The 20634-nt window shown below is 72.0% G+C and carries 19 protein-coding genes; 8 read left to right on the top strand and 11 right to left on the bottom strand.

The window, feature by feature from the left end; translation table 11 throughout:
• Positions 1 to 133 precede the first annotated feature (133 nt).
• Positions 134 to 1585 carry an amidase gene (locus ACWC5O_RS01990; RefSeq protein WP_450582101.1) on the top strand — a complete coding sequence of 484 codons (1452 nt, stop codon included), beginning with the start codon at positions 134 to 136 and terminating at the stop codon, positions 1583 to 1585.
• 848 nt (positions 1586 to 2433) lie between these two features.
• Here ACWC5O_RS01990 and ACWC5O_RS01985 read toward each other — a convergent pair.
• Complete coding sequence (locus ACWC5O_RS01985; RefSeq protein ID WP_450582103.1) at positions 2434 to 2595, bottom strand: hypothetical protein; 162 nt, start codon at positions 2593 to 2595, stop codon at positions 2434 to 2436.
• A gap of 186 nt (positions 2596 to 2781) precedes the next feature.
• Between ACWC5O_RS01985 and ACWC5O_RS01980 the strand changes: the two genes are divergently transcribed.
• Positions 2782 to 3054 (top strand): YrhB domain-containing protein, encoded by a 273-nt coding sequence (locus tag ACWC5O_RS01980; RefSeq protein WP_450582104.1) that lies wholly within the window; start codon positions 2782 to 2784, stop codon positions 3052 to 3054.
• A gap of 36 nt (positions 3055 to 3090) precedes the next feature.
• Here ACWC5O_RS01980 and ACWC5O_RS01975 read toward each other — a convergent pair whose 3' ends face one another.
• Positions 3091 to 3915 (bottom strand): dienelactone hydrolase family protein, encoded by an 825-nt coding sequence (locus ACWC5O_RS01975; RefSeq protein WP_450582106.1) that lies wholly within the window; start codon positions 3913 to 3915, stop codon positions 3091 to 3093.
• Positions 3916 to 4015: 100 nt separating this feature from the next.
• On the opposite strand from ACWC5O_RS01975, the gene ACWC5O_RS01970 reads away from it, so the two are divergent.
• Positions 4016 to 5026 carry a GlxA family transcriptional regulator gene (locus ACWC5O_RS01970; RefSeq protein ID WP_450582108.1) on the top strand — a complete coding sequence of 337 codons (1011 nt, stop codon included), beginning with the start codon at positions 4016 to 4018 and terminating at the stop codon, positions 5024 to 5026.
• Between the two features lie 46 nt (positions 5027 to 5072).
• Here the strand turns inward: ACWC5O_RS01970 and ACWC5O_RS01965 are convergent, their stop codons facing one another.
• The 4 genes from ACWC5O_RS01965 to efeU form a co-directional block, all read right to left on the bottom strand.
• Positions 5073 to 5612 (bottom strand): hypothetical protein, encoded by a 540-nt coding sequence (locus ACWC5O_RS01965; protein WP_450582110.1) that lies wholly within the window; start codon positions 5610 to 5612, stop codon positions 5073 to 5075.
• A 114-nt stretch (positions 5613 to 5726) separates the two neighbouring features.
• Positions 5727 to 6878 carry a HoxN/HupN/NixA family nickel/cobalt transporter gene (locus ACWC5O_RS01960; protein ID WP_450582112.1) on the bottom strand — a complete coding sequence of 384 codons (1152 nt, stop codon included), beginning with the start codon at positions 6876 to 6878 and terminating at the stop codon, positions 5727 to 5729.
• A 146-nt stretch (positions 6879 to 7024) separates the two neighbouring features.
• Positions 7025 to 8287: an iron uptake transporter deferrochelatase/peroxidase subunit gene (gene efeB, locus ACWC5O_RS01955; protein ID WP_450582114.1), complete on the bottom strand. Its 1263-nt coding sequence runs from the start codon at positions 8285 to 8287 to the stop codon at positions 7025 to 7027.
• Between the two features lie 32 nt (positions 8288 to 8319).
• Positions 8320 to 10350 carry an iron uptake transporter permease EfeU gene (gene efeU, locus ACWC5O_RS01950; protein ID WP_450582116.1) on the bottom strand — a complete coding sequence of 677 codons (2031 nt, stop codon included), beginning with the start codon at positions 10348 to 10350 and terminating at the stop codon, positions 8320 to 8322.
• Positions 10351 to 10564: 214 nt separating this feature from the next.
• Between efeU and ACWC5O_RS01945 the strand changes: the two genes are divergently transcribed.
• Genes ACWC5O_RS01945 through ACWC5O_RS01935 form a run of 3 tightly spaced genes read left to right on the top strand, consistent with a single transcriptional unit; the run spans position 10565 to position 12503 of the window.
• Positions 10565 to 11227 carry a DedA family protein gene (locus ACWC5O_RS01945; protein WP_450582118.1) on the top strand — a complete coding sequence of 221 codons (663 nt, stop codon included), beginning with the start codon at positions 10565 to 10567 and terminating at the stop codon, positions 11225 to 11227.
• Positions 11224 to 11826, top strand: coding sequence for a phosphatase PAP2 family protein (locus tag ACWC5O_RS01940; RefSeq protein WP_450582119.1), 603 nt, complete (start codon positions 11224 to 11226; stop codon positions 11824 to 11826). Before ACWC5O_RS01945 ends, ACWC5O_RS01940 begins: the two co-directional genes overlap by 4 nt.
• Positions 11823 to 12503, top strand: a complete 681-nt coding sequence (locus ACWC5O_RS01935) for a phosphatase PAP2 family protein (protein ID WP_450582121.1) — start codon at positions 11823 to 11825, stop codon at positions 12501 to 12503. The genes ACWC5O_RS01940 and ACWC5O_RS01935 overlap by 4 nt, the downstream gene beginning before the upstream one ends.
• Before the next feature lie 36 nt (positions 12504 to 12539).
• Here the strand turns inward: ACWC5O_RS01935 and prcB are convergent, their stop codons facing one another.
• The 3 genes from prcB to ACWC5O_RS01920 all read right to left on the bottom strand — a co-directional run bounded on the left by prcB (position 12540) and on the right by ACWC5O_RS01920 (position 15995).
• Positions 12540 to 13394 (bottom strand): proteasome subunit beta, encoded by an 855-nt coding sequence (gene prcB / locus ACWC5O_RS01930; RefSeq protein ID WP_450582123.1) that lies wholly within the window; start codon positions 13392 to 13394, stop codon positions 12540 to 12542.
• Between the two features lie 74 nt (positions 13395 to 13468).
• Entirely contained in the window at positions 13469 to 14410 is a 942-nt protein-coding gene (locus ACWC5O_RS01925) for a lysylphosphatidylglycerol synthase domain-containing protein (protein WP_450582240.1), read from the bottom strand.
• Between the two features lie 97 nt (positions 14411 to 14507).
• Positions 14508 to 15995 (bottom strand): hypothetical protein, encoded by a 1488-nt coding sequence (locus ACWC5O_RS01920; protein WP_450582124.1) that lies wholly within the window; start codon positions 15993 to 15995, stop codon positions 14508 to 14510.
• A gap of 168 nt (positions 15996 to 16163) precedes the next feature.
• Here ACWC5O_RS01920 and ACWC5O_RS01915 point away from each other — a divergent pair, with 168 nt between their 5' ends.
• Together ACWC5O_RS01915 and ACWC5O_RS01910 are read left to right on the top strand one after the other, a co-directional pair.
• On the top strand, positions 16164 to 16547 hold the full coding sequence (locus ACWC5O_RS01915; protein ID WP_450582126.1) for a BlaI/MecI/CopY family transcriptional regulator: 384 nt from the start codon (positions 16164 to 16166) through the stop codon (positions 16545 to 16547).
• Positions 16544 to 17437, top strand: a complete 894-nt coding sequence (locus ACWC5O_RS01910) for a M48 family metalloprotease (RefSeq protein WP_450582128.1) — start codon at positions 16544 to 16546, stop codon at positions 17435 to 17437. The genes ACWC5O_RS01915 and ACWC5O_RS01910 overlap by 4 nt, the downstream gene beginning before the upstream one ends.
• A 3-nt stretch (positions 17438 to 17440) precedes the next feature.
• Here the strand turns inward: ACWC5O_RS01910 and ACWC5O_RS01905 are convergent, their stop codons facing one another.
• Both ACWC5O_RS01905 and ACWC5O_RS01900 read right to left on the bottom strand, forming a co-directional pair.
• A complete protein-coding gene (locus tag ACWC5O_RS01905; RefSeq protein WP_450582130.1) occupies positions 17441 to 19783 on the bottom strand; it encodes a glycoside hydrolase family 65 protein in 2343 nt (780 codons plus the stop codon).
• Entirely contained in the window at positions 19780 to 20520 is a 741-nt protein-coding gene (locus ACWC5O_RS01900; protein WP_450582131.1) for an HAD family hydrolase, read from the bottom strand. The genes ACWC5O_RS01905 and ACWC5O_RS01900 overlap by 4 nt, the downstream gene beginning before the upstream one ends.
• Positions 20521 to 20634: the final 114 nt, after the last annotated feature.

The following is a 20634-nucleotide window of genomic DNA, read 5'->3' as shown; positions in this document are numbered from 1 at the left end:
ACCGCGCGTCGCCATGCCCAGCGGTCGGGCGAATTTTCTGTGGCCGGAGAGCAACATGATGAGTTGAGACATCTATCCCGTTGCGCGAAGCGGCATTTCATGGCCTGCTTCAGAGGCCGGTAGCGTCGGATTCATGGAGAGGAGTTTTCAGACGGCCGAGGAGTTGGCGGCCGCGTTGCATGCCGGTGAAGTGACCTCGGCGGAACTGACCGATGAGGCGATTGCCCGTATCGAGCGCGACGACAAGGTGATCAACGCGATCTGCGTGCCGGACTTCGACCGTGCGCGGGCCGCCGCGCGCGGTGCCGACCAGGCGCGCGCCCGCGGCGAGGTCCGGCCGCTGCTCGGTATTCCGGTGACGGTCAAAGAGTCCTACAACATGGCCGGGCTGCCCACGACCTGGGGCATGCCGCAACACCGGGACCATGTGCCGGCCGAGGACGCGGTACAGGTGTCGCGGCTCAAGGCCGCGGGCGCGGTGGTGCTGGGTAAGACCAATGTGCCCTTGGGGCTGCAAGATATCCAGAGCTTCAACGAGATCTACGGCACCACTAACAATCCGTGGGATCACGATCGCACGCCGGGCGGATCCTCCGGCGGATCAGCGGCGGCCCTGGCGTCCGGATTCTGCGCGCTGTCCATCGGCTCCGACCTCGCCGGTTCGCTGCGCACCCCCGCGCATTTCTGCGGCATCTATGCGCACAAGCCGACACTCGGACTGGCGGCAACCCGCGGCATGGTCGCGCCGTCGGTACCGCCATTGCCGGTCGACCTCGACCTCGCCGTCGTCGGTCCGATGGCGCGCAGTGCCCGCGACCTCACGCTCCTGCTCGACGTCATGGCCGGACCGGACCCGCTCACGCTCGGCAAGGCGCACGACTTGACGCTGCCGCCCGCGCGCCACGAGCGGCTCGGCGACTTCCGGGTCTTGGTCGTCGACGAGCATCCGCTCATTCCGACCGGGTCCGCTGTGCAGGCGGGCGTGAACCGGGTGGCCGACGCGCTTGCCGACGGCGGCGCCCGCGTCGAACGGCACACTCCGCTGCTGCCCGATCTGACCGAAGCCGCCATGCTTTACACGCAGTTACTGTTTTCGGGCTCTGTCGCACGTTTTCCCGTCGACTCCTACGAGCAGCTGCGGACCCGCGCCGCCGGACTGAGCGCAGACGACCGGAGTCTCGACGCGGCGCGGCTGCGCGGGATGGTGCTCAGCCACCGCGACTGGATCGAGGCCAACAACCGTCGCGAGCTCCACCGTCACGGCTGGCGGCAGCTCTTCGCCGAGTTCGATGCCGTGGTGTGTCCCATCACGCCGACTCCCGCTTTCCCGCACGACCACAACCCCAATCCGCTGGAACGCCGGATCGACATCGACGGCGTCGAGTACCCGTACTTCGACCAGCTCGTCTGGGCTGGTCTGGCCACCATGCCTGGCCTGCCCGCCACCGCCATACCAGCGGGCCGGGCCTCCGATGGCCTGCCGATGGGGGTGCAGCTCATCGGTCCGATGTTCGAGGACCGCACCCCGCTGCGGCTGGCCGAACTGCTCGAGCAGAAGATCGGCGGCTTCCAGGCACCGAGGTAGGGCGTACTAGCGGGTGTCCGTCGAGGATGAGGTGCGGATGACGAGCGAGGGATGGGGCCTGGTCCTGACGCTCGCGGCCTGGCACGCGGGACCGGCCATGCCGGCTGTCCAGTCGCCTCGACAGCCGGATCGTGTTCGCATCGGACGCGAAGGCTTCGCGTCCGATGCGAACACCGAAGCCACGGCCCCTTTCTGGTGTATTCGGTTCCCATTCCGGACCGAAGTGCCCGAGGACCGCGCCGACGACGTCACTGCCGCGCTCGCGCTGCTCCAGGTCGCCCGTGACGACCTGGAGACCCTGGAAGCTGCGCTGCTGAGGCGCTGTGACCATCCGCCGTGCAGGTCAGGGGTGCTGGTGTTGAGGCTGATGGTGCTGCCGTGGAGGGTGCCGGTGGTGGCGGGGTCAGGATCGTGGGTGGGCAGGCCGACGCCCATGAGGAGCAGCACGGTCAGGGTCATGGCGGCGAGCAGCCAGGTGAAGGCGCGGGGAGGCGCGCAGGCCGTAGCCGGCCAGCGGCCAGTACCCCCACAGCAGGCGGCGTTCGCCTTTGTGTCGGGTACCGGGCGGACCTCGGCAGGGATGTGCTGCAGGCTGGCGGGTTCGGCCAGCCGCCGGCGTCGCTCCGCCCGTGGCTCCTGCCTGATACGCGCCGCATCGAGGTCCTGCACGCTGCGGAGGCTCGCGAGTTCGAATCGGTTCCGGGCACGGTGCTGGCGGTGACGAGCAGCAGGACCTCGGCGGGGGCAGACGACTCCATGGCGGCAGCCTACGAAGGGGGAAGGCGGGGCATGTCCCGAACGGTCGCGGGGTTGCCTCACGTGAGGCAACCGCGCGACCACTTCCCCGATTACCCGCCGAGCCCTGACGTGGGGAACTGCTGTGCCGGAACGTAGTGGCGGGCGAGGCCGGCATCCCGGTCATGGCGGCGGTGGGCCTCGGGGTCGCCGTACTTCGCGAGAAGCCGACGGCCGGAGACGATGTCCCGGATGAAAGTGAGCAAGGACTTCATGCGCGTTCTCCCCATAAGCGCTTGTGCCTGTCAGGGAGTATGCGCCTGCTGCCCGGGAGGTACGCCCGATTTGAGCGAGCCTTGAGCCTGGTGTGACGACCGAGCCGCCGAAGGGCGATGGCCTCCGAATGCAGAGGAATCCTGGTGAGGGCTGATCACCGGGGCCTCATTTGCGAGGCTTCGCCCATGCAGAGCATCTACTGGTTCGACTTCCGCGGGCTCAGCCCATTGAAGGGCCATCCAGACGAAGCCCTGCAGCTCGCGGTGGCGTTTCTCGCGAACAGCCAGGAGAGCAATGGGCTCCTGATCGTGCCGTACAACTCTGTGCAGTACCTCACCTCGCGTGATGTGGGAGAGCAGTTGTTGGGCTGCTGGCCCATCCTCGTCGACCTTGAACGCGGAGACGTGCGGTCCGGGACCCTGGACGAGCGGCATCTGTGGAGGAACCCGAACTCCTGACCAAGCTGTGGCTGTGCGTGCTGAAGCACCCAGGGCTCATTCAGGGCGCGTCCCGAGCCGCTCGGTCAGGAAGGCGATGATCTGGTTACGGGCCTGCATGGTGGGGTGACCGTCCTGGTCGACGAGGTGCGCCGTGACGACGCTGTGGGCGCAACCGACAACGTCACGGAAGAAGGGCGGAGGGTTCGTGTTCGCCGTCTCGCCTTTGAGCACGCGGCCGTCGAATGCGTCCCCGAGCAGCGCCCGGTAGGCCGCGAACCGCTGGCCGGTGCACCACCTGTCGTTGTCGAAACGGTAGGCGAGAACCTTCAGTCCGTCTCGCGCTACGCGTTCAGCAACGGCGGCAGCGTCTTCTTCGCTGATCTCCAGACCGCCGGGGTCGTCGAGCGGGAGCGACGGATGGTTGACAACTGGTGCGATGACAGCGGGTTCGAGCGCCATGGTCAAGGCGAAGTTGCCGGTGAAGCACAGACCGACGGCGCCGACGCCGGGCCCGCCACGCTCGGCGTGCGCCAGGCGAGCAAGGCCGCGCAGCCATGTCACGACGGGGCTGGTGCCGCCACCGGCAAACGCTCGGAACTCGGCGCTGACGCACGCGCGTCGAACGATGGTCTCGCCTGCCCCGGCGAGCGGATAGGCACCGTCGACACCGAAGAGGGAGGGCAGGTACACGGAGAAGCCGGCCTCGCGCACCCAACGCGCGAACCGAGCGACGTCGGGGCTGATGCCCGGCATCTCGGGCATGAGGACGACTGCCGGTCCCGACCCGGCAACGTACACGGTCTTGTCCACGTCATCGACGCTGACGACTCTCCGCGAGAAGTCGTCCAAGGGGTCGTTCTGTCCTGGCCTGATGGTCATGACGAAGATGATGATCAGTGCCCGCCCTCCTTGAGAAGCGGCGGGATCGCCATGTGTCCCGGTAATATCGCCACCCGTTCACAGGCACCGGAGGGGTCGCATGAGTCCGCTGAGAATCGGTGTGCTGGCCTACCCCGGCTGCTTTGCGTCGGAGGTATTCGGAGTCCCCGACCTCCTGGCCATGGCAACGCACGTCGCCGCGGCCCAAGGATCGGTTCGGTCGGCCTACGAGGCGTCGGTCATCTCGCCCCGTCGGCGTGTGGTCGCGTCCGGCGGCTCGGTCCTCGACGTCTCGCCGGTCCGCCCGGTAGACGTCCTGATCGTGCCGGGCTTCGAGCTTGCGCCCACGCTCGATCTCGACACGACACTCGCGGAGCTGGGACCGGAAGCGGCGTCGATCCGCTCGCAGGCAGCCTCCGGGACCGCTGTCGTATCGATCTGCGTGGGCGCCTTCCTGGTCGCTGAAGCCGGCCTGCTTCGGGGGCGCGAGGCGACCACGTCCTGGTTGTTCGCGGATCGGTTCGCCCGCCGGTACACCGACGTGCGGCTCCGTCCGGAGAACCTGGTCGTGACCGACCGGGGGGTGACGACCACTGCGGCCTTCAGTGCCATGTACGACTTCGCGCTGCGGTTCATCCGCGAGCACGACGGCCCCCGCGTCGCGCGAAGCACCGCGCGTATCGCGCTTGTTGACGATGCACGTTCCACGCAGGCTCCCTATGTCGACCCGGGGCTCATACCCGCCGCCGGCAAGGAGTTCTCGCTCAGCGTCAAGCGGTGGCTCGACCAGAACCTCAGTGCTCGCTATGACCTGACCGCCCTCGCCCAGGAGTTCCACGTCAGCACGAGAACCATGCTCCGTCGCTTCGGCGACGAAGCGGGCGAGACGCCACTCGCGTACCTGCAGACGGCCCGGGTACGTCGAGCCATACATCTGCTGGAGACGACCGACAGGACCGTGGCAAGCATCGCTGCCGACGTCGGGTACCGCGACCCTGGCACATTCGGCGGCATCTTTGCCAGACACACGGGACAGCGGCCGAGGGAGTACCGCGCGAAATTCCATCGCCGCTGCGACCTCCACGAATCAACCCCGCGAACACAGGCGTGAGACCCGACCGCGACGGCGACAGGCCCTGGCCAGGGCCGGACCGGCGTCAGGCGCGGCTGCGGGTGAGGACGAGTCCGGCTGCGGCCGCTCCGGCCAGGGCCCAGCAGAGCATGCCGGCCGCCATGTAGCCGAAGACGGTGCAGGTGACGAACGACAGGGCCGCGAGGGTGGCCAGGACGGCACAGGTGCGGGGCAGGCCGCCGGCCGTCCAGGCCTCCTTGAGGAACTCGTTGGTGCGCCAGGCATGTGCCGCGACGAGCACCACGGCCACGATCATGACGGTGGCGAGGACCGGGGCGAGACCGGACGTCCGGTGGAACACCGTGGGACGCTCCGGCCCCTTCAACTCCAGCAGATGGTGAATCCCCTTGATCGCGGTCACCGGGCCCACCACCGCGAACACGCCTCCGGCCAGTCGGCTCGGCCAGATCTTCCCGCCGTTGCCCCGCCGCAGCGCGATCCACTCGAGGATGCCGCGCGGATTGATCAGCGCCACCCAGCCCACAGCGGTGGCGCCCAGCCCCCATGTCAGGTCGAACAGTGCCGAGTCCGGCGCCGACATCTGCTGCGACGCGAGTGTGTACATCCCTGGTCCCTCCCGAAGCGCCGGCAGCGGAACACGCCGGCAGCGCAGTGTGACGCCGCACGGGAGCCGTGCACCATGGGTGACGTGGGGATTTGATGCGATCTTGACTGGGCGCTAGTCCGCGGACCCCTCCGCCAGGCCCGCCGTCCACTTCTCCTCGATGCGGCCCGCCTTCCACACCAGCAGGGCGATCACCCAGGTGACGAAGAACAGGCCGACGATGACGAAGCCGACCGTGTTGAGGTCGAGGCCCGAGATCCAGTCCCAGAACGCGCCGTGCAGGTCGAGCTTCTCGGCGAGCAGGCCGAGGAGTTCGACGGTGCCGATGAGGAGGGCGACGGCGACGGACAGGCCGGTGATGGTGAGGTTGTAGTAGACCTTGCGGACCGGCTTGGAGAACGCCCAGCCGTAGGCGAAGTTCATGAACGTGCCGTCGATGGTGTCCAGCAGCGACATGCCCGCCGCGAAGAGGACGGGGAGGCAGAGGATCGCGTACCAGGGCAGGCCCGAGGCGGCGCCCGAACCGGCGAGGACCAGCAGGGCGATCTCCGTCGCCGTGTCGAAGCCGAGGCCGAACAGCAGGCCCAGCGGGTACATCTGCCACGGCTTGGTGATCGACCCCGTGACCCGGCCGAGGAGGCGGTTCATGAAGCCGCGGTTGTTCAGCTGCGCCTCCAGGGCGGCCTCGTCGAACCGGCCGGAGCGCATCTGCCGGAACACCTTCCAGATGCCGGCCAGGATGACGAGGTTGATCCCGGCGATGAGGTAGAGGAAGGTGCCGGAGACCGTCGTACCGATCAGGCCGGTGACCTCGTGCAGCCGGGAGTTGTCGTCGCGGACCGGTCCGGCCAGGGCCTTCAGGCCGAGGGAGAGCAGCAGGGTCAGGCCGAAGACGATGCTGGAGTGGCCGAGCGAGAACCAGAAGCCGACCGACAGCGGGCGCTGCCCCTCCCCCATCAGCTTGCGGGTGGTGTTGTCGATCGCCGCGATGTGGTCGGCGTCGAAGGCGTGGCGCATGCCCAGCGTGTAGGCGCTCACGCCGATGCCGATGCCGAACGTGTCGGTGCCGACGCTGTAGTGCTCCGGGGTGACGATCCCGACCAGCGTGCCCCAGCCGATCACGTGCAGCGCGAGCACGAAGGCGGCCATGCCGCCGACCCTGGTCCACTCCTGCCGCGTCATGGAGCCACGGACGCGGTGCCAGGCCGAACGCGGGGCGTCGGCCCGGGCGGGGAGGGACGGAGCGGAACCAGGGGCGGCCGTCATAGGGAGGGTGTTTCCTTCGGTGGTGGTGCGGCTACGGCTGCGGTGCACAGCCTTGTGCCATCCTCCCGCAGTTGCAATTCATGTGCAGTAAAGGTCGCGGCAGGCCTTTCCCATGGGGAGGGAAAGGCCGTGGCCGAGGGGGCGCGTCAGGCGGAGAGCAGGCCGCGGCCGAGCCAGTCCTGTGCGTCGCGCACGCCGGGCAGCGCGAAGAAGTAGCCGCCTCCTGTCGGGGAGATGTAGTCGACCAGGGGTTCGTCGATCAGCCGGGTCTGTACGGCCTCGAACTGGCGCTTGACGTCCTGCTGGTAGCAGCAGAAGGCCAGGCCCATGTCGAGGTTGCCGGCCTTGTCCACGCCCCGGTCGTAGTTGTAGCCGCGGCGCAGGATGCGGGAGCTGTCGGTCTTCGCGGTGCGCGGGTTGGCCAGGCGGATGTGTGCGTCCACCGGGATCGCGGTGCCGTGCGGGTCCTTGGTGTAGTCGGGGATGTCGGTCTCCTTGGCGCCGTCGAGCGGGGCGCCGGTGTCCTTGCGGCGGCCGAACATCTTCTCCTGCTCGGTCAGCGAGACGCGGTCCCAGAACTCCACGAGCATCCGGATGATCCGGATCACCTGGTAGCTGCCGCCCTTGGCCCAGGCCGGCTCGCCCTGCCCGTCGCCGACCCAGATCAGCCGGTCGGTCTCGCGGGCCGAGGTGACGTCCGGGTTGGCGATGCCGTCCTTGAAGCCGAGCAGGTTGCGCTGGGCTCCGGTGGGGCGCGGGGCGTTCTGGAAGCCGTCGATGCGCCACTTGATCTGCATGGCGCCGCGGGTGTGCCGGGCGATGTCGCGCAGGGCGTGCAGCACGGTGTCCTTGCTGCCCGCGCACAGCTGGAGGGACAGGTCGCCGTGGCACTCGGTCGCGTTCAGGTTGTCGTTCGGGAAGGTCCGCATCGGGGTCAGCCGGACGGGCCTGGCCTTTGCGAGGCCGTAGCGGTCGTCGAAGAGGGAGGCGCCGACGCCGACCGTGACGGTCAGGGCGTCCGAGGGCACCTCCGGGCCGAGGATGCCGTTGTCGGAGGGCGGCGCGCCGACGCCCAGGTCGGCGGGGGTGCCGCCGGAGGTGAGGAGGCGGGCCCGTTCGGTGATCGTCCGCAGCAGGTCGGCGAGACCCTTGCGGTCATCGGCGATGACGTCGAAGGAGACGAAGGTGGCCGCGGCCGGCGCCGGGGTGACGATGCCGGCCTGGTGGGCGCCGTGGAAGGGGACCTTCGCGCCGCTGTCCGCGCCCGCGTCCTGCGCCTGGGCCGTGCCACCGCTCTCGGCGAGCGCGAAGCCGCCGCCGGCCAGGACCGCGCCGGCGGCTCCTGCGCCCAGCGCGGTCCGCACGAAGGAGCGGCGGGCCGGGCAGGCGGGGGTGTCGGCAGAGGACATCGGAGGGTTCCCTTCGGGGTGCTCGGTGATCATCAGGCGGACTTACGGATCTCGAGGAGGTCCGGGACCGGGGCGAGGTCTTCCAGCAGCTGGCCGGTGGCGCCGTTGACGCGCTGCCGGTCGGTGGCGGCGAGCTGGCCGACCGGGGTCCAGCGGGTGCCGTCGTGGGCCGCGTCCAGGAGCTTCTGGAGCCGGGCGATGTCCGCGTCGACCGTCGGGAGCATCCGGGGTGCGCGGCTGCTCAGCAGCGGCCGGAGGACGGTGAGCAGTTCGCGGGTGCCGGCGAGGTTGGCGTCGGCGGTGGCGAGGTTGGTGCCGCTGCCCTGGTCGGTGTCGCCGGTCAGCTCGAACTGGAGGGTGTTCTCCAGGATCTCGTGGGCGCGCAGCGGCAGGTCGCCGGGGTCGAACGCCTGGGCCGGGAAGGCCTTCCGCAGTCCCTCGGCCGCATCGGCGAGCTGCCGGGCGGGCCCGCGCAGGTCCTTGGCCGGCTCCCCGTGCCACAGACCGTGCTCCAGGCGCAGGAAGCCGGTGAAGTCCTTGTCCTGTGCGCCGTTCGGCAGTCCGTCGGGCCGCCCGTCGATCTTCTGGTCGAAGTCCTCGAAGGTGCCGTAGGCGGCGCCGAGGGACGCGTAGGTGCGGTGTGCGGTCAGCCAGTCGGTGCGGGCGCGGTCGAGGTGGCCGCCCGCGATGTCGTCGTCGAGGGTGCGGGTCTGGGTGACCAGCGTGGCCAGGCCCTGCTCGACGTAGGTCCTGTACGCCTTCAGGGGGGCGGCGAGGTCCTGTGCGGAGACGGGGTCGACCGGCTTGGCCGCTCCGCCGCCGCTGACCCGTACCGCCTTGGACGTGACGGCCTTGCCGTCGGTGGGGACGCAGCGCCAGGCGTAGGTGCCGCCGGCGACGGTGGCGACCAGATCGCGGGTGGTGCCGGGGGCCAGGCCCTCGATCTCGCCGTAGACCGCGCCGGTCGACGGGTCGATCAGGTACACCTCGGAGGTCTTGCCGCCGCTGTTGTGCATCTGGAAGGTCTGCCGGCCGGGCTCGGGGGCGGTGAAGCCCTTGCCGCACTCGGTCTCGGAGACGGCGACGGTCTGGTCGCCGGCGGGCTTGGGCCGGGCGAGGGCGACGACGAGTCCGGCGAGCACGGCGGGTACGGCGACCACGGCGGCCGGGATCACCCACACGGGCCGGCGCCGCTGCGGGCGGGCCGCCTTCGGCTCGGGCGCGGGCCGCTCCGCGGCCGGCTTCGGGGTGGTGTCGCGGACCCCGCGGACGAACAGGGTCATCACCACGACGAGGTAGGCGACGTAGGTCACGACCTGCAGCCAGGTCATGGTCGGGGTCAGGTTGAACACGCCCTGGACCAGCGTGCTGTACCAGGAGCCTGCGTCGACACCGCCGGCCAGGTCGACCGCGTAGGCGGTGCCGCCGGGCAGCACCCCGCCCTCCTGGAGGTCGCGCAGGCCGTAGCCGAGGACTCCGGCCGCGATGACGATGAGGACCGCGCCGGTGGCGGTGAAGAACCTGGTCAGGTTGATCTTCAGGACCCGGCGGTACAGGCCCCAGCACAGGCCCGCCGCGAGGACCAGGCCGATGGCGGCGCCGGTCAGCGGGCCGGCCGACTCGCCGGCCGCCCGGGCGGTGGTCCACAGGAACAGGGCCGTCTCCAGGCCCTCGCGGCCGACCGCGAGGAAGGAGGTGAGGATCAGCATCCCGGAGCCCATCGCGAGCGCACCGGTGACCTTCGCCTTCAGCTCACCGGAGAGGCTGCGGGCCGAGCGGCGCATCCAGAACACCATGGCGGTGACGAACGCGACGGCGATCACGCTGAGGGTGCCGCCGAACGCCTCCTGGGCGGTCGCCGACAGGGACGCGGCGGTGAAGGTGAGGACGGCGCCGAAGCTCATCGCCACGGCGGTCGCGGCCAGGACACCCGTCCACACCTGCGGCAGCCGCGAGCGGGCCTCGGCCCGCACGAGTGTGGCGATGAGGATGGAGACGATGAGTCCGGCTTCGAGTCCCTCCCTCAGTCCGATCAGGAAACTCGGAAACGCGTCGTCCCACATGCCCTGCGACCCTCCCAACTTAGTGAAGGCATGCCTTACCTTCGTGGACCATCATGACTACAGGGATGCAGCCCGTAAGCCATGAAGCGGCAATAGGCAGGCAAAGCTCGGGAACTGTGCACACACTCGTATCGTCTACAGTTCGGTAGACGGTCTACATATGTGTAGTCGGAAGCAGCCGAGTCAGAAGTAACCGAGGAAAGGGCGTGCGGCGATGGCCACTCCCTCAGACCTGTCGTCGCAGCTCGCGGTCAACGTGCTCGACGCGCACTCCCTGCTGGCCGCCTTCGGGGTGATCGGCGTCGGGGTGGTGCTGTTCGCCGAGACGGGCCTGCTGATCGGCTTCTTCCTGCCCGGCGACTCCCTGCTGTTCACGGCGGGGCTGCTGTGCACGGGAGCGTCCGACCGGGGTGTGCACCTCTCTCTCGGGCCACTGCTGGCCGCCGCGGCCGTCGGCGCGCTCGCGGGTTCGCAGTGCGGGTACCTGCTCGGCCGCAAGGCGGGCGGCGCCCTGCTGACCCGCAGCCGGTCGGCCCGGCTGCACCAGGGCGCGCAGCGCGCCGAGGAGCTGCTGGAGCGCTACGGATACGCGAAGGCGATCGTGCTGGCCCGCTTCGTGCCGGTGGTGCGGACGGTGCTGAACCCGATGGCGGGCGCGCTGGGCGTGCCGGCCCGGACGTTCACCCTCTGGCAGGTGGCGGGCGGGCTCGTGTGGAGCCTCGGTCTCACCCTGGCCGGATACGCGCTGGGCTCCTCCATCCCGAACGTCGACAAGTACCTGCTGCCGGTGATCGCGCTGATCGCCGTCGTGTCGCTGGTCCCGCTCGCCGCCGAGGTGCTGCGCTCCCGCAGGGCTGCCAAGGAGGCGCGCGGATGATCCTGGCGCTCACGGGCTCGTCGCTCGACGGGCCGCTCTACCGGGACGTGGTGGATCTCGCCCACCGCTCCCCCGCCCGGCTGGACGGCGTCGTCACGCTGTGGTCGACGTACGGCCTGGCGGTGTTCGCGCTGCTCATGGTCGTCGGCTGGTGGCGGGCCCGCAGGGTCGACGCCACGGCGGGCATGACGGCGCTGACCGTTCCGGTGGCGGTGCTGGTGGCCTTCGGGGCGGACGCCGGGTTGAAGGCACTGGTCCGGGAGGACCGGCCCTGCCGGGGCCTGCCCTTCCCCACGCTGGAGTCGTGTCCGGCGCCGGGTGACTGGTCGTTCCCCAGTAATCACACCGCGATCGCGGCCGCCGCGGCGGTCGCCCTGTTCTTCGTCTCCCGTCGGCTGGGGTTCCTCGCCTCCGGCTTCGCCGTGGCCATGGCGGCCTCCCGGGTCTGGGTGGGCGTCCACTATCCGCACGACGTCCTCGTGGGAGCCCTCGTCGGCGGCCTGGTCGCCTTCCTGGTGATGACCGTGCTCCGGCGCCGGCCGCGGGGACTGGCCGGACGGCTGGCGGCGACCAGGCTGCGTCCGCTGCTGGTGTCATGAACGCCAAGACCCTCGCGGCACTGGCGGGCACTCTCGCGCTCAGCGCCTGGGCGGCGTTCGGCGTGCTGGCGGCGGCCGTCTACGGCCGGCACGGCGCCCCGCTGTTCCTCGACCACGGCCTGCTGACCTGGTCCGTCGGCCACCGGCCGGCGATGGCCGTCGCAGTCGCCCGCGGGCTGACCGCCACCGGCACCGGAGTCGTCCCGTACGCGGTGGTCGTCCTGGCCGGGCTGCTGGCGGGCCACACCCGGCGGCAGCGGCTGGTCGGCGCGCTGCTGATGGCCGCCTGCCTCGCCACCGGCCAGGCCGTGCGCTACGCCGCTGTGGAGCTCGTCGGCCGGGCCCGCCCGCCCGCTCTCGACTGGCAGACCCACGCCTCCGGCTGGTCGTTCCCGTCGGGGCACACCACCACGGCGGCCCTGACGGCCGGTCTGGTGATCCTCGCGCTGTGCCTGCGTGCCCCGCACGGCCGCACACCACTGTGCCTGGCGGTGGCCTGCTGGGGGGCTGGGGTGGGCCTGACCCGGATCTTCCTCGGCGTGCACTGGTTCACCGACGTGCTCGGGGGCTGGCTGTTCGCCGTCGGCTGGCTCGGCCTGTGGCTGTGCGCGGCGGCCTGGTGGCTGCCCCCGCGCCCGAGCACCAGCACCAGCACCAGCGAGCCGGGCCCGGGCTGAACGCGTCCTACGCGTGCTGAGTGCGCGGGCCCAGGGTCAGGCGGCGGCGTGCGGGCCGTCCGGGCGGCCGTTGCGCTGGTGGACCATCTCGCGGCTCAGCTCCTCGGTCTCGGCCTCGGACAGCCGCTCGAAGCCGTCCTCGGTGATGGCCGACACCACCGGGAAGATACGGCGGTTCAGGTCGGGGCCACCGGTGGCGGAGTCGTCGTCGGCGGCGTCGTACAGCGCCTGGAGCGCGGCCAGGGCGGCCTCCCGGCGGGTCAGGTCCGGCCGGAACAGCTTCTTCAGGGCGCCCCGGGCGTACGGGGAGCCGGAGCCCTCGGCGTGGAAGTGCCGCTTCTCGTACAGGCCGCCGGCCGCGTCGAAGGAGAAGATGCGGCCGCGGCCGCCCTCGGGCGCGGTGGTGTCGTAGCCGACGAGCAGCGGTACGACGGCGAGGCCCTGCATGGCCTGGGCGAGGTTCTGCCGGATCATGGCCGCGAGGCGGGTCGCCTTGGCGCCCAGGGACATCGGGGTGCCCTCGATCTTCTCGAAGTGCGTGAGTTCGACCTGGTAGAGCCGCACCATGTCGAGCGCGAGGCCGACGGTTCCGGCGAAGGCGACGGCCGTGTGGTCGTCGGCGGGGTGCACCTTCTCCAGGTCGCGCTGGGCGATGAGGTTGCCCATCGTGGCCCGGCGGTCTCCGGCGATCAGCACACCGTCGCGGAAGGTGAGGGCGAGCACCGTGGTGCCGTGCGGGATGCTGCCGGGCGCGGCGCGGACCCCGTCCGGGAACGGCGGCACGGTGGGCAGCAGGCCGGGGCGGTGCGCGGCCAGGAACTCGGAGAAGGACGAGCTGCCGGGCGTGAAGAACTCCTCCGCCGGCCGCCCCGCGATGTGACGCTCCGTCATGCCGTTCCCCCTCCTGTGCCGTCAGGCCCGTTCGTCTCCTACCTGGCGCGGGCGTCCGGGAAACTCCCGCCCGCTCACAGGGCCTTGCGCCGGACGAGCACCGCCAGCACGACGAGGCCCGGGAGCAGCGGCAGCCATACGGTGAGCAGCCGGTAGCCGAGTACGGCGGAGGCCGCGGTCGCGGCGGGGGCTCCGGACACGGTCAGCGCGAGGGCGAGGGCGGCGTCCAGGGAGCCGAGCCCGCCCGGGGTGGGCAGCAGGGCGGCCGCGCAGCTGGCGGTGAGGTACAGGAGGGCCACCTGGAGCGCCGGCAGGGGCAGTTGGACGGCCTGGGCGACGGAGACGAGCACCAGGGAGTGCAGGGCGGCGAAGGCCAGCGAGCCGCCCCACAGGGCGGCGGCACGGGCCGGGCAGGCGTGCACGGTACGGATGTCGGCCAGCACACTCGCCAGCGCGCGGCGGCAGCGCGGGCGCAGCGGACCGGCCAGGAGCGCCACGAGCAGGCCGGCGGCGCCGAGCACGGCGGCGACCGCGGCCGGGGAGACGTGCGGGACGCGCAGCAGGCCCGGGCAGAGCGGGGCGAGCGCCGCGATCAGGGCGAGGCGGACGACGGCTCCGGCGGTTGCCTTCACGGCGAGCGCGCCGGCCGAGCGGCCCGCCGGCAGTCCGCAGCGCATGAGGAAGCGCAGGTTCACCGCGCCGGCGCCGAGCCCGGCGGGCAGCAGGTGGTTGGCGGCGGAGGCGGCGAACTGGGCGGCGAGCAGCCGTGGTCCGGGCAGCCGCCGGGCGACCGCGCCCTGCTGGGCGAGCGCCGAGGCCACCCAGGTGCCGACGGCCGCCACCGCGCCGAGCAGCAGCCACCCCTCGTCGGCGACGGCCAGCCGCAGCGCCCCGGTCTCCACCGCCGGCCAGTGCCGCCGAGCCACGTAGGCCGCGCCCAGCAGGACGGCGAGGCAGACCAGCGTGTGCCAGTAGGCCCGGCGGCGGCCGACGGTGAGGTCCGCGGAAGCGGTCAGGAGCGGGCCGCGGGCAGGGTGGAACGCGTCCTGGGGTGCCTCCTGTACGGCGTGCTGGGTCATCGACCGCCTCCCCCGTGTCCGCCACGGCGCCGGGTCATGAACCGGCCTCCGGTACGGCGTAGTAGAGGCGCAGCCCGTCGAGCGGCACGGAGGGCCACGAGCGGGCGTACCGCGGTGGCCGGGAGCCCGCGGGCACCAGGGCGGCGACCGGGGTGTGGCGCGCGGTGCGGGTGATGGCCTCTGCCGTGCTGTTGGCGTTGTGCCCGGTCGTCGCCGCCGAGGAACAGCCGGCGTAGAACGCCACCGGGATGGCCTCGTGCCCGGTGACCAGACAGGGCGGGCGGACCCCCAACCCGTGCAGGGCGGCGGCGGTGCGGGACCAGTCGCGGTGGGCGGCGGTGGTGCGGTCCACGGCGCCTTCCAGGACGGCGAGTTGCACCGCGAGGTGGGCGGCGAGCCCGAGCGGCAGCAGGGTGACGACCACCGGCCGCCAGGCATGCGATGGCGCGGTCAGCAGATGGACGAGTGCGAGGGCGACGGGGATCGACAGCAGGGCGTAGGCGGGGAGCAGGAAGCGGGGCGCCGCGTAGCCGATCATGAACAGGTAGGGGACGGCGGCCGTGGCCGCGCAGGCCAGCGGCAGCAGGGTGGGCACCGTCCGCCGGGCGCGGACCGCGACCGTGAGGCCGAGCGCGGCGAGCACGGGCAGTACGAACCACCAGACGGTGACCACCGGGCTGGGCAGCGCTCCCGTGCACGGCCGGCACAGCGCCCGCCCGCCGAGGCTGCGCAGCTGGTCGACGACGGCGAAGTGCAGGCCGAGTCCTCCCTGGATCGCGGAGCCGTCGGCGAGGCGCTGGGCGAGGCCGCCGTAGCTGACGTACGCCTCGATCACCCACTCGAGTGCCCCGGCGGCGAGCCCGGTGAGAAGGACGAGGAGGGGCCGCCAGTGGTGGCGCACCAGGCCGAGGGCGAGGAGCGGCAAGGTGACCCAGACGGCGTCCACGGGACGCATCCAGGCCATGAGTGCCGCGCCCGTGCCCAGGCCCCACAGTGCGGCCCGGTCGGCCCGGTCCGCGCGGGCGCGCAGGAAGCAGGCCACGGCGCCGAGGGCGCCCACGGCCACCCAGTAGTTGGGCATGGCCTGGGGGCCGTAGAACAGGGTCACCCACAGGGAGGCGAAGAGGGCGCCGGCGAGGGCGAGCACCGGGACGGGGAACAGGCCGCGCCAGGCGCGCAGGGCGAGGAAGAGGGCGAGGCCGGACAGGAGCGCGAGGTAGACCCGCAGCAGCGCGGTCGAGGAGGACCAGGCGGCGACGGGCGCGACCAGCAGGGAGACGCCCCGCGCGCGGGGTGCGCTGAAGAAGGCGGCGGGGACGTGTCCGCTGACCTGGCTGACGTACACCGTCTCGTCCCAGCCGAGGCCCATGCCGGGCCGGACCAGGAGCAGTTGGGCCAGCGTGAAGACCGCCGCGACGGCCGCGAGCGGCCAGGTGGCGCGGGCCGCTCCGGTGCCGGCGGGCGGGCGGCGCAAGCGCTCGCGCCGGGCCGCGTCGGCTTTGGCGTGCGCGCTGCCGAGCATGATCACCCCTCTTCCCCCTACAACTCGTAGGGTCGACTTGCACCCTACAGCCCGTAGGACTGAGGGCGGGGATCGGGGAAAACACCGACAAACTAACGCGGATCGCGGATCCGTGTCGGGCGAAGAGGGCCATCCGGCCGACGGCACTACGCGCTGTAAGGTTGGGGCATGGCTGGCACAGGGTCCCGCGGCAGGGCGGAGCGGCGCAGCGCCGGGGAGCTGGAGAGCGAGGTGCTGGCCGCACTCTGGGCCACCGAGCGGCCGCTGACCCCGGCGGAGATCCAGGCCGAGATAGCGGGCGGACTCGCCTACAACACCGTGCACACCATCCTCAAACGCCTGTACGACAAGGGCTTGGTGCTGCGGGACGCCGACGGCCGGCGCGGCGCGTACCGTCCCGCGAAGAACGCGGCGGAGCTGACCGCCGAGGCGATGCACGAGGCCCTGGACCGCGGCCCGGACCCGATCGCGGCACTCCAGCAGTTCGTGACCGGCCTGCGCCCCGAGGAGGAGCGGGCGCTGCGGGAGCTGCTCGCCGGAGGCGGCGCATGAGGTTCGACGTCTACACCCCACTGCTGCTGTCGCTGCTGCTCTCCGGCGTCGCTCCGGTGATCGGCGGCCGGGTGGCGCCCGGGCTCGCCGCGCGCGTGCTGACGTCGGCGGCCGTGCTGACCGCCGCGGCCACGACCTGGACGCTGGTGCTGCTGGCGGCCGCGCTGGTCTGGGACGCGCCGCCGGTGGTGCGGGAGGCCCGGGAGGACGGGCGTCGGCTGGTGGATCCGGTGCCGGAGGTGATCGGCGTCGCCGCCGCGGTGGCGCTGGCCGTCGTCGTGTGGCGGGTGTACCGGGCAGTGCGCGCCGAGCGGTGCACCCGGCGGGCGCTGCGGCGGCTGTGCGCGGGGCAGCCCGCGGACACGGAGTTGATCGTCGCCGCCTCCGACGTACCGCGGGCGTTCGCGATCCCGGGCCGGCCGGGCCGGATCCTGGTCACCTCGGCGATGCTGGGCGCGCTGGCGCCGGACGAACGGCGGGTGCTGCTCGCCCACGAGCGCGCGCATCTGACGCACCGGCACGGGCTGCTGGTGACTGCGGCCGCCCTGGCTGCGGCGGCCAACCCGCTGCTCGCACCGGTCCGTTCGGCCGTGGTCTTCCTCGTGGAACGCTGGGCGGACGAGCAGGCGGCGACCGCCGTCGGGGACCGGCGGACCACCGCCCGCGCCCTGGCCCGCGCCGCCCTCAGCGCCGGACGGGCCCGCCCGGCGTGCACCCTGAACTTCACCGACCGCGCGGTCTCCCGCCGGATCGCGGCGCTCCAGACGAGCCCGCCCCCGCAGCTGTGGACCGCAGCGGCGGCCGTCCTCGCCCTGGGCACCCTCCCCGCCCTGCTCGCCGCCGACGCGACGGGCGACCTGCTCGGCCTGCTGTCCGGGGTGCTGAACTGACGCTCAGCCGGCGTTCGGCGCCCGGTGCAGGGGCTGCTCCGGGGCCGGGCGGGGGCTGACCCGGGGTACGGAGCGGACGGCGGGCTCGTCCGTGCTCACCCGCAGCGCCGCCCCGTGGTGGTGGAGCGTGAGCGGCTCCCCGTCCAGCAGCGTGTACGTCGCCTTGTCCGCACCGATCTCCACCCTGAGGCGGCGGCCGCGGAACTGGAGGCTGAAGGCCAGGCGGCGCAGCCGCTCCGGCAGGCGCGGCGCGAAGCGCAGTCCCTCGCCGTCGCGGCGCAGTCCGCCGAAGCCCGCGACCAGCGCCATCCAGGTACCGGCCAGCGAGGCGATGTGCAGTCCGTCCCGGGTGTTGTGCTCCAGGTCCTCCAGGTCCATCAGGGCCGCCTCGGCCGTGTAGCCGTAGGCGAGCCGCAGATGGCCCGCCTGGGCGGCGATGACGGCCTGGCAGCAGGCGGACAGGGACGAGTCGCGTACGGTCAGCGGCTCGTAGTAGGCGAAATTGCGGGCCACCTGCTCGTCGTCGAAGCGGTCGCCGCACGTGTACATGGCCAGCACCAGGTCGGCCTGCTTGACGACCTGTTTGCGGTAGAGGTCGAAGTAGGGGAAGTTCAGCAGCAGCGGATACTGGTCGGGGCGGGTGTGCGCGAAGTCCCAGCGCTGGTAGCGGGTGAATCCGGCGTGCTGCTCGTGGACGGCGAGCTCGTCGTTGTAGGGGAGGTGCACGGCCTCGGCGGCGTCCCTCCACGCCGCGCTCTCCTCCTCGTCCACGCCCAGGCGGTCCGCCTCGTGCGGGTGCCGTTCGGCGGCGTCGGCGGCGGCGAGCAGGTTCTGGCGGGCCATCAGGTTGGTGTAGGTGTTGTCGTCGGCGACCGCGCTGTACTCGTCGGGGCCGGTGACGCCGTCGATGTGGAAGACGCCGTGGTGGTCGTGGTGGCCGAGCGAGCGCCACAGGCGGGCGGTCTCCACCAGCAGCTCGACGCCCGTCTCCCGTTCGAAGGCGGTGTCGCCGGTGGCCTCGACGTAGCGGACGACCGCGTCGGCGATGTCCGCGTTCACGTGGAAGGCGGCGGTGCCGGCCGGCCAGTACGCCGAGCCCTCCGCGCCCTGGATGGTCCGCCAGGGGAAGGCGGCCCCGCCGAGCCCCAGTTGGGTCGCGCGCTCGCGTGCCTCGTCCAGGGTGTTGTACCGCCAGCGCAGCGCCTCGGCGACGGCCTCGGGTGCGGTGTGGGTGAGGACGGGCAGTACGAACATCTCGGTGTCCCAGAACGCGTGCCCGTCGTAGCCGGAGCCGGTCAGGCCCTTGGCGGGTATCGCCCGCTGTTCGGCGCGGGCCCCGGCCTGCAGGACGTGGAAGAGGGCGAACCGTACGGCCTGCTGGATCTCCTCGTCGCCGTCCACCTCGACGTCCGCGCGGGACCAGAAGTCGTCCAGGTAGGCGCGCTGGTCGTCCAGGAGTCCCTGCCAGCCGTCGTGCGCGGCGGCCGCGAGGGCGGCGTCGACCTGGTCGGCCATCGCGGGCAGCGAGCGGGTGCCGGACCAGCCGTGGGCGACCAGCTTCTCCACGCGCAGCGTCCGGCCCGGCTCCAGGACGGAGGTGACGGTGAGCCGGGCGACGTCGCCGCCGCTCTCGCTGCGGGTGGTGGTGTGCTCGGGGCCGGTGATTACGTGGTCGGCGGCCACGGCCACTCGCAGGCCGCTGCGCCGGGTGCGGTGTACCAGCCGCAGCCGGTTGCCCGCGGCGAGGTCGTCCTCCTGCTCCAGCGGCGACTGCAGCGCCATCGCGGCGCGCGGGTCGCCGTTCGAGCCGGGCAGCTGTTCGTTGGCGACCAGCTCCGACTGGATGACCACCCGGCTGCGGCGGCCGACGGCCTCCACCTCGTACGCCACCGCGGCCACCGCGCGCTGGGTCAGCGACACCAGCCGGGTCGAGCGGACCCGGACCGTGGAGCCGGCCGGGGACGTCCACTCGACGGTCCGCTCCAGCACTCCGCGGCGCAGGTCGAGGACGCGCTCGTGGGCGAGGAGCCGGCCGTAGCGCAGGTCGAACGGCTCGTCGTCCACCAGCAGCCGCAGGATCTTGCCGTTGGTGACGTCGATGACCGTCTGCCCGGACTCGGGATAGCCGTAGCCGGCTTCCGCGTACGGCAGCGGGTGCACCTCGTGCACCCCGTTGAGGTAGCTGCCGGGCAGGCCGTGCGGTTCGCCCTCGTCCAGGTTGCCGCGCCAGCCGACATGGCCGTTGGACAGCGCGAACACCGACTCGCTCTGGGCGAGGACGTCGAGGTTCAGGTCCGTCTCGCGCACGGCCCAGGGCTCGACCGTGTACGACCGGTGGGTGATCACTGCTTGCCTCCCAGCTCCGCGAGATCCTTGACGACGATGCTCGCGCCGTGTGCGTACAGGGCGTCGCTCTGTCCCACCCGGTCGACGCCGACGACGTATCCGAAGCCGCCCGCGCGGCCCGCGTCCATCCCCGCCAGCGCGTCCTCGAACACGGCCGCCCGCGCCGCCTCGACGCCCAGGTCGTGGGCGGCGGCCAGGAAGGTGTCGGGGTGCGGCTTGCCCGGCAGGTGCCGCTCGGCGGCGACCACGCCGTCGATGCGGACGTCGAAGAAGTGCTCGGCGCCGACGGCCCGCAGCATGTCCCGGCAGTTGGCGCTGGAGGAGACGATCGCGGTCCGCAGGCCCTGCGCGCGGACGGCCTCCAGATAGCGCAGGGTGCCCGCGTAGGCCTCCACACCACCGGTGCGGATCCGCTCCAGCAGCAGGTCGTTCTTGCGGTTGCCGAGGCCGTGCACGGTGCGCGCGCCGGGCGGGTCGTCGGGGCCGCCCTCGGGCAGGTGGATGCCGCGCGAGTCGAGGAAGGAACGGACGCCGTCGGCGCGCGGGCGTCCGTCGACGTACTCGTCGTAGTCGGCGATCTCGTCGAACGGCCGCGCCTGCGGGCCCTCGTACTCGCGCAGGAACGCGTCGAACGTCTCCTTCCAGGCGGCCGCGTGCACGACGGCCGTCTTGGTGACGACCCCGTCGAGGTCGAACAGACAGGCCAGGATGGTGTCGGGCAGACCGAGCTGAGTCATACTCAGCACCCTTCCCCATGGAGCGCCCTCCAGTGGGTGGCGAGCGCCACATGAGCCAGACTTTCGAACCTTCCGACCTGACTGTCACCGTCGCCGCCGCCGGTGACACACTCT

It is taken from the genome of Streptomyces sp. NPDC001450 (assembly GCF_053597295.1).
This window is presented reverse-complemented; position numbering and strand designations above follow the sequence as displayed.

What these genes read in the sequence shown, in the direction of transcription:
- ACWC5O_RS01990 (WP_450582101.1), top strand. Translation starts at nt 134, where the DNA reads ATGGAGAGGAGTTTTCAGACGGCCGAGGAGTTGGCGGCCGCGTTGCAT.
- ACWC5O_RS01985 (WP_450582103.1), bottom strand. Translation starts at nt 2,595, where the DNA reads ATGAAGTCCTTGCTCACTTTCATCCGGGACATCGTCTCCGGCCGTCGG.
- ACWC5O_RS01980 (WP_450582104.1), top strand. Translation starts at nt 2,782, where the DNA reads ATGCAGAGCATCTACTGGTTCGACTTCCGCGGGCTCAGCCCATTGAAG.
- ACWC5O_RS01975 (WP_450582106.1), bottom strand. Translation starts at nt 3,915, where the DNA reads ATGACCATCAGGCCAGGACAGAACGACCCCTTGGACGACTTCTCGCGG.
- ACWC5O_RS01970 (WP_450582108.1), top strand. Translation starts at nt 4,016, where the DNA reads ATGAGTCCGCTGAGAATCGGTGTGCTGGCCTACCCCGGCTGCTTTGCG.
- ACWC5O_RS01965 (WP_450582110.1), bottom strand. Translation starts at nt 5,612, where the DNA reads ATGTACACACTCGCGTCGCAGCAGATGTCGGCGCCGGACTCGGCACTG.
- ACWC5O_RS01960 (WP_450582112.1), bottom strand. Translation starts at nt 6,878, where the DNA reads ATGACGGCCGCCCCTGGTTCCGCTCCGTCCCTCCCCGCCCGGGCCGAC.
- efeB (WP_450582114.1), bottom strand. Translation starts at nt 8,287, where the DNA reads ATGTCCTCTGCCGACACCCCCGCCTGCCCGGCCCGCCGCTCCTTCGTG.
- efeU (WP_450582116.1), bottom strand. Translation starts at nt 10,350, where the DNA reads ATGTGGGACGACGCGTTTCCGAGTTTCCTGATCGGACTGAGGGAGGGA.
- ACWC5O_RS01945 (WP_450582118.1), top strand. Translation starts at nt 10,565, where the DNA reads ATGGCCACTCCCTCAGACCTGTCGTCGCAGCTCGCGGTCAACGTGCTC.
- ACWC5O_RS01940 (WP_450582119.1), top strand. Translation starts at nt 11,224, where the DNA reads ATGATCCTGGCGCTCACGGGCTCGTCGCTCGACGGGCCGCTCTACCGG.
- ACWC5O_RS01935 (WP_450582121.1), top strand. Translation starts at nt 11,823, where the DNA reads ATGAACGCCAAGACCCTCGCGGCACTGGCGGGCACTCTCGCGCTCAGC.
- prcB (WP_450582123.1), bottom strand. Translation starts at nt 13,394, where the DNA reads ATGACGGAGCGTCACATCGCGGGGCGGCCGGCGGAGGAGTTCTTCACG.
- ACWC5O_RS01920 (WP_450582124.1), bottom strand. Translation starts at nt 15,995, where the DNA reads ATGCTCGGCAGCGCGCACGCCAAAGCCGACGCGGCCCGGCGCGAGCGC.
- ACWC5O_RS01915 (WP_450582126.1), top strand. Translation starts at nt 16,164, where the DNA reads ATGGCTGGCACAGGGTCCCGCGGCAGGGCGGAGCGGCGCAGCGCCGGG.
- ACWC5O_RS01910 (WP_450582128.1), top strand. Translation starts at nt 16,544, where the DNA reads ATGAGGTTCGACGTCTACACCCCACTGCTGCTGTCGCTGCTGCTCTCC.
- ACWC5O_RS01900 (WP_450582131.1), bottom strand. Translation starts at nt 20,520, where the DNA reads ATGACTCAGCTCGGTCTGCCCGACACCATCCTGGCCTGTCTGTTCGAC.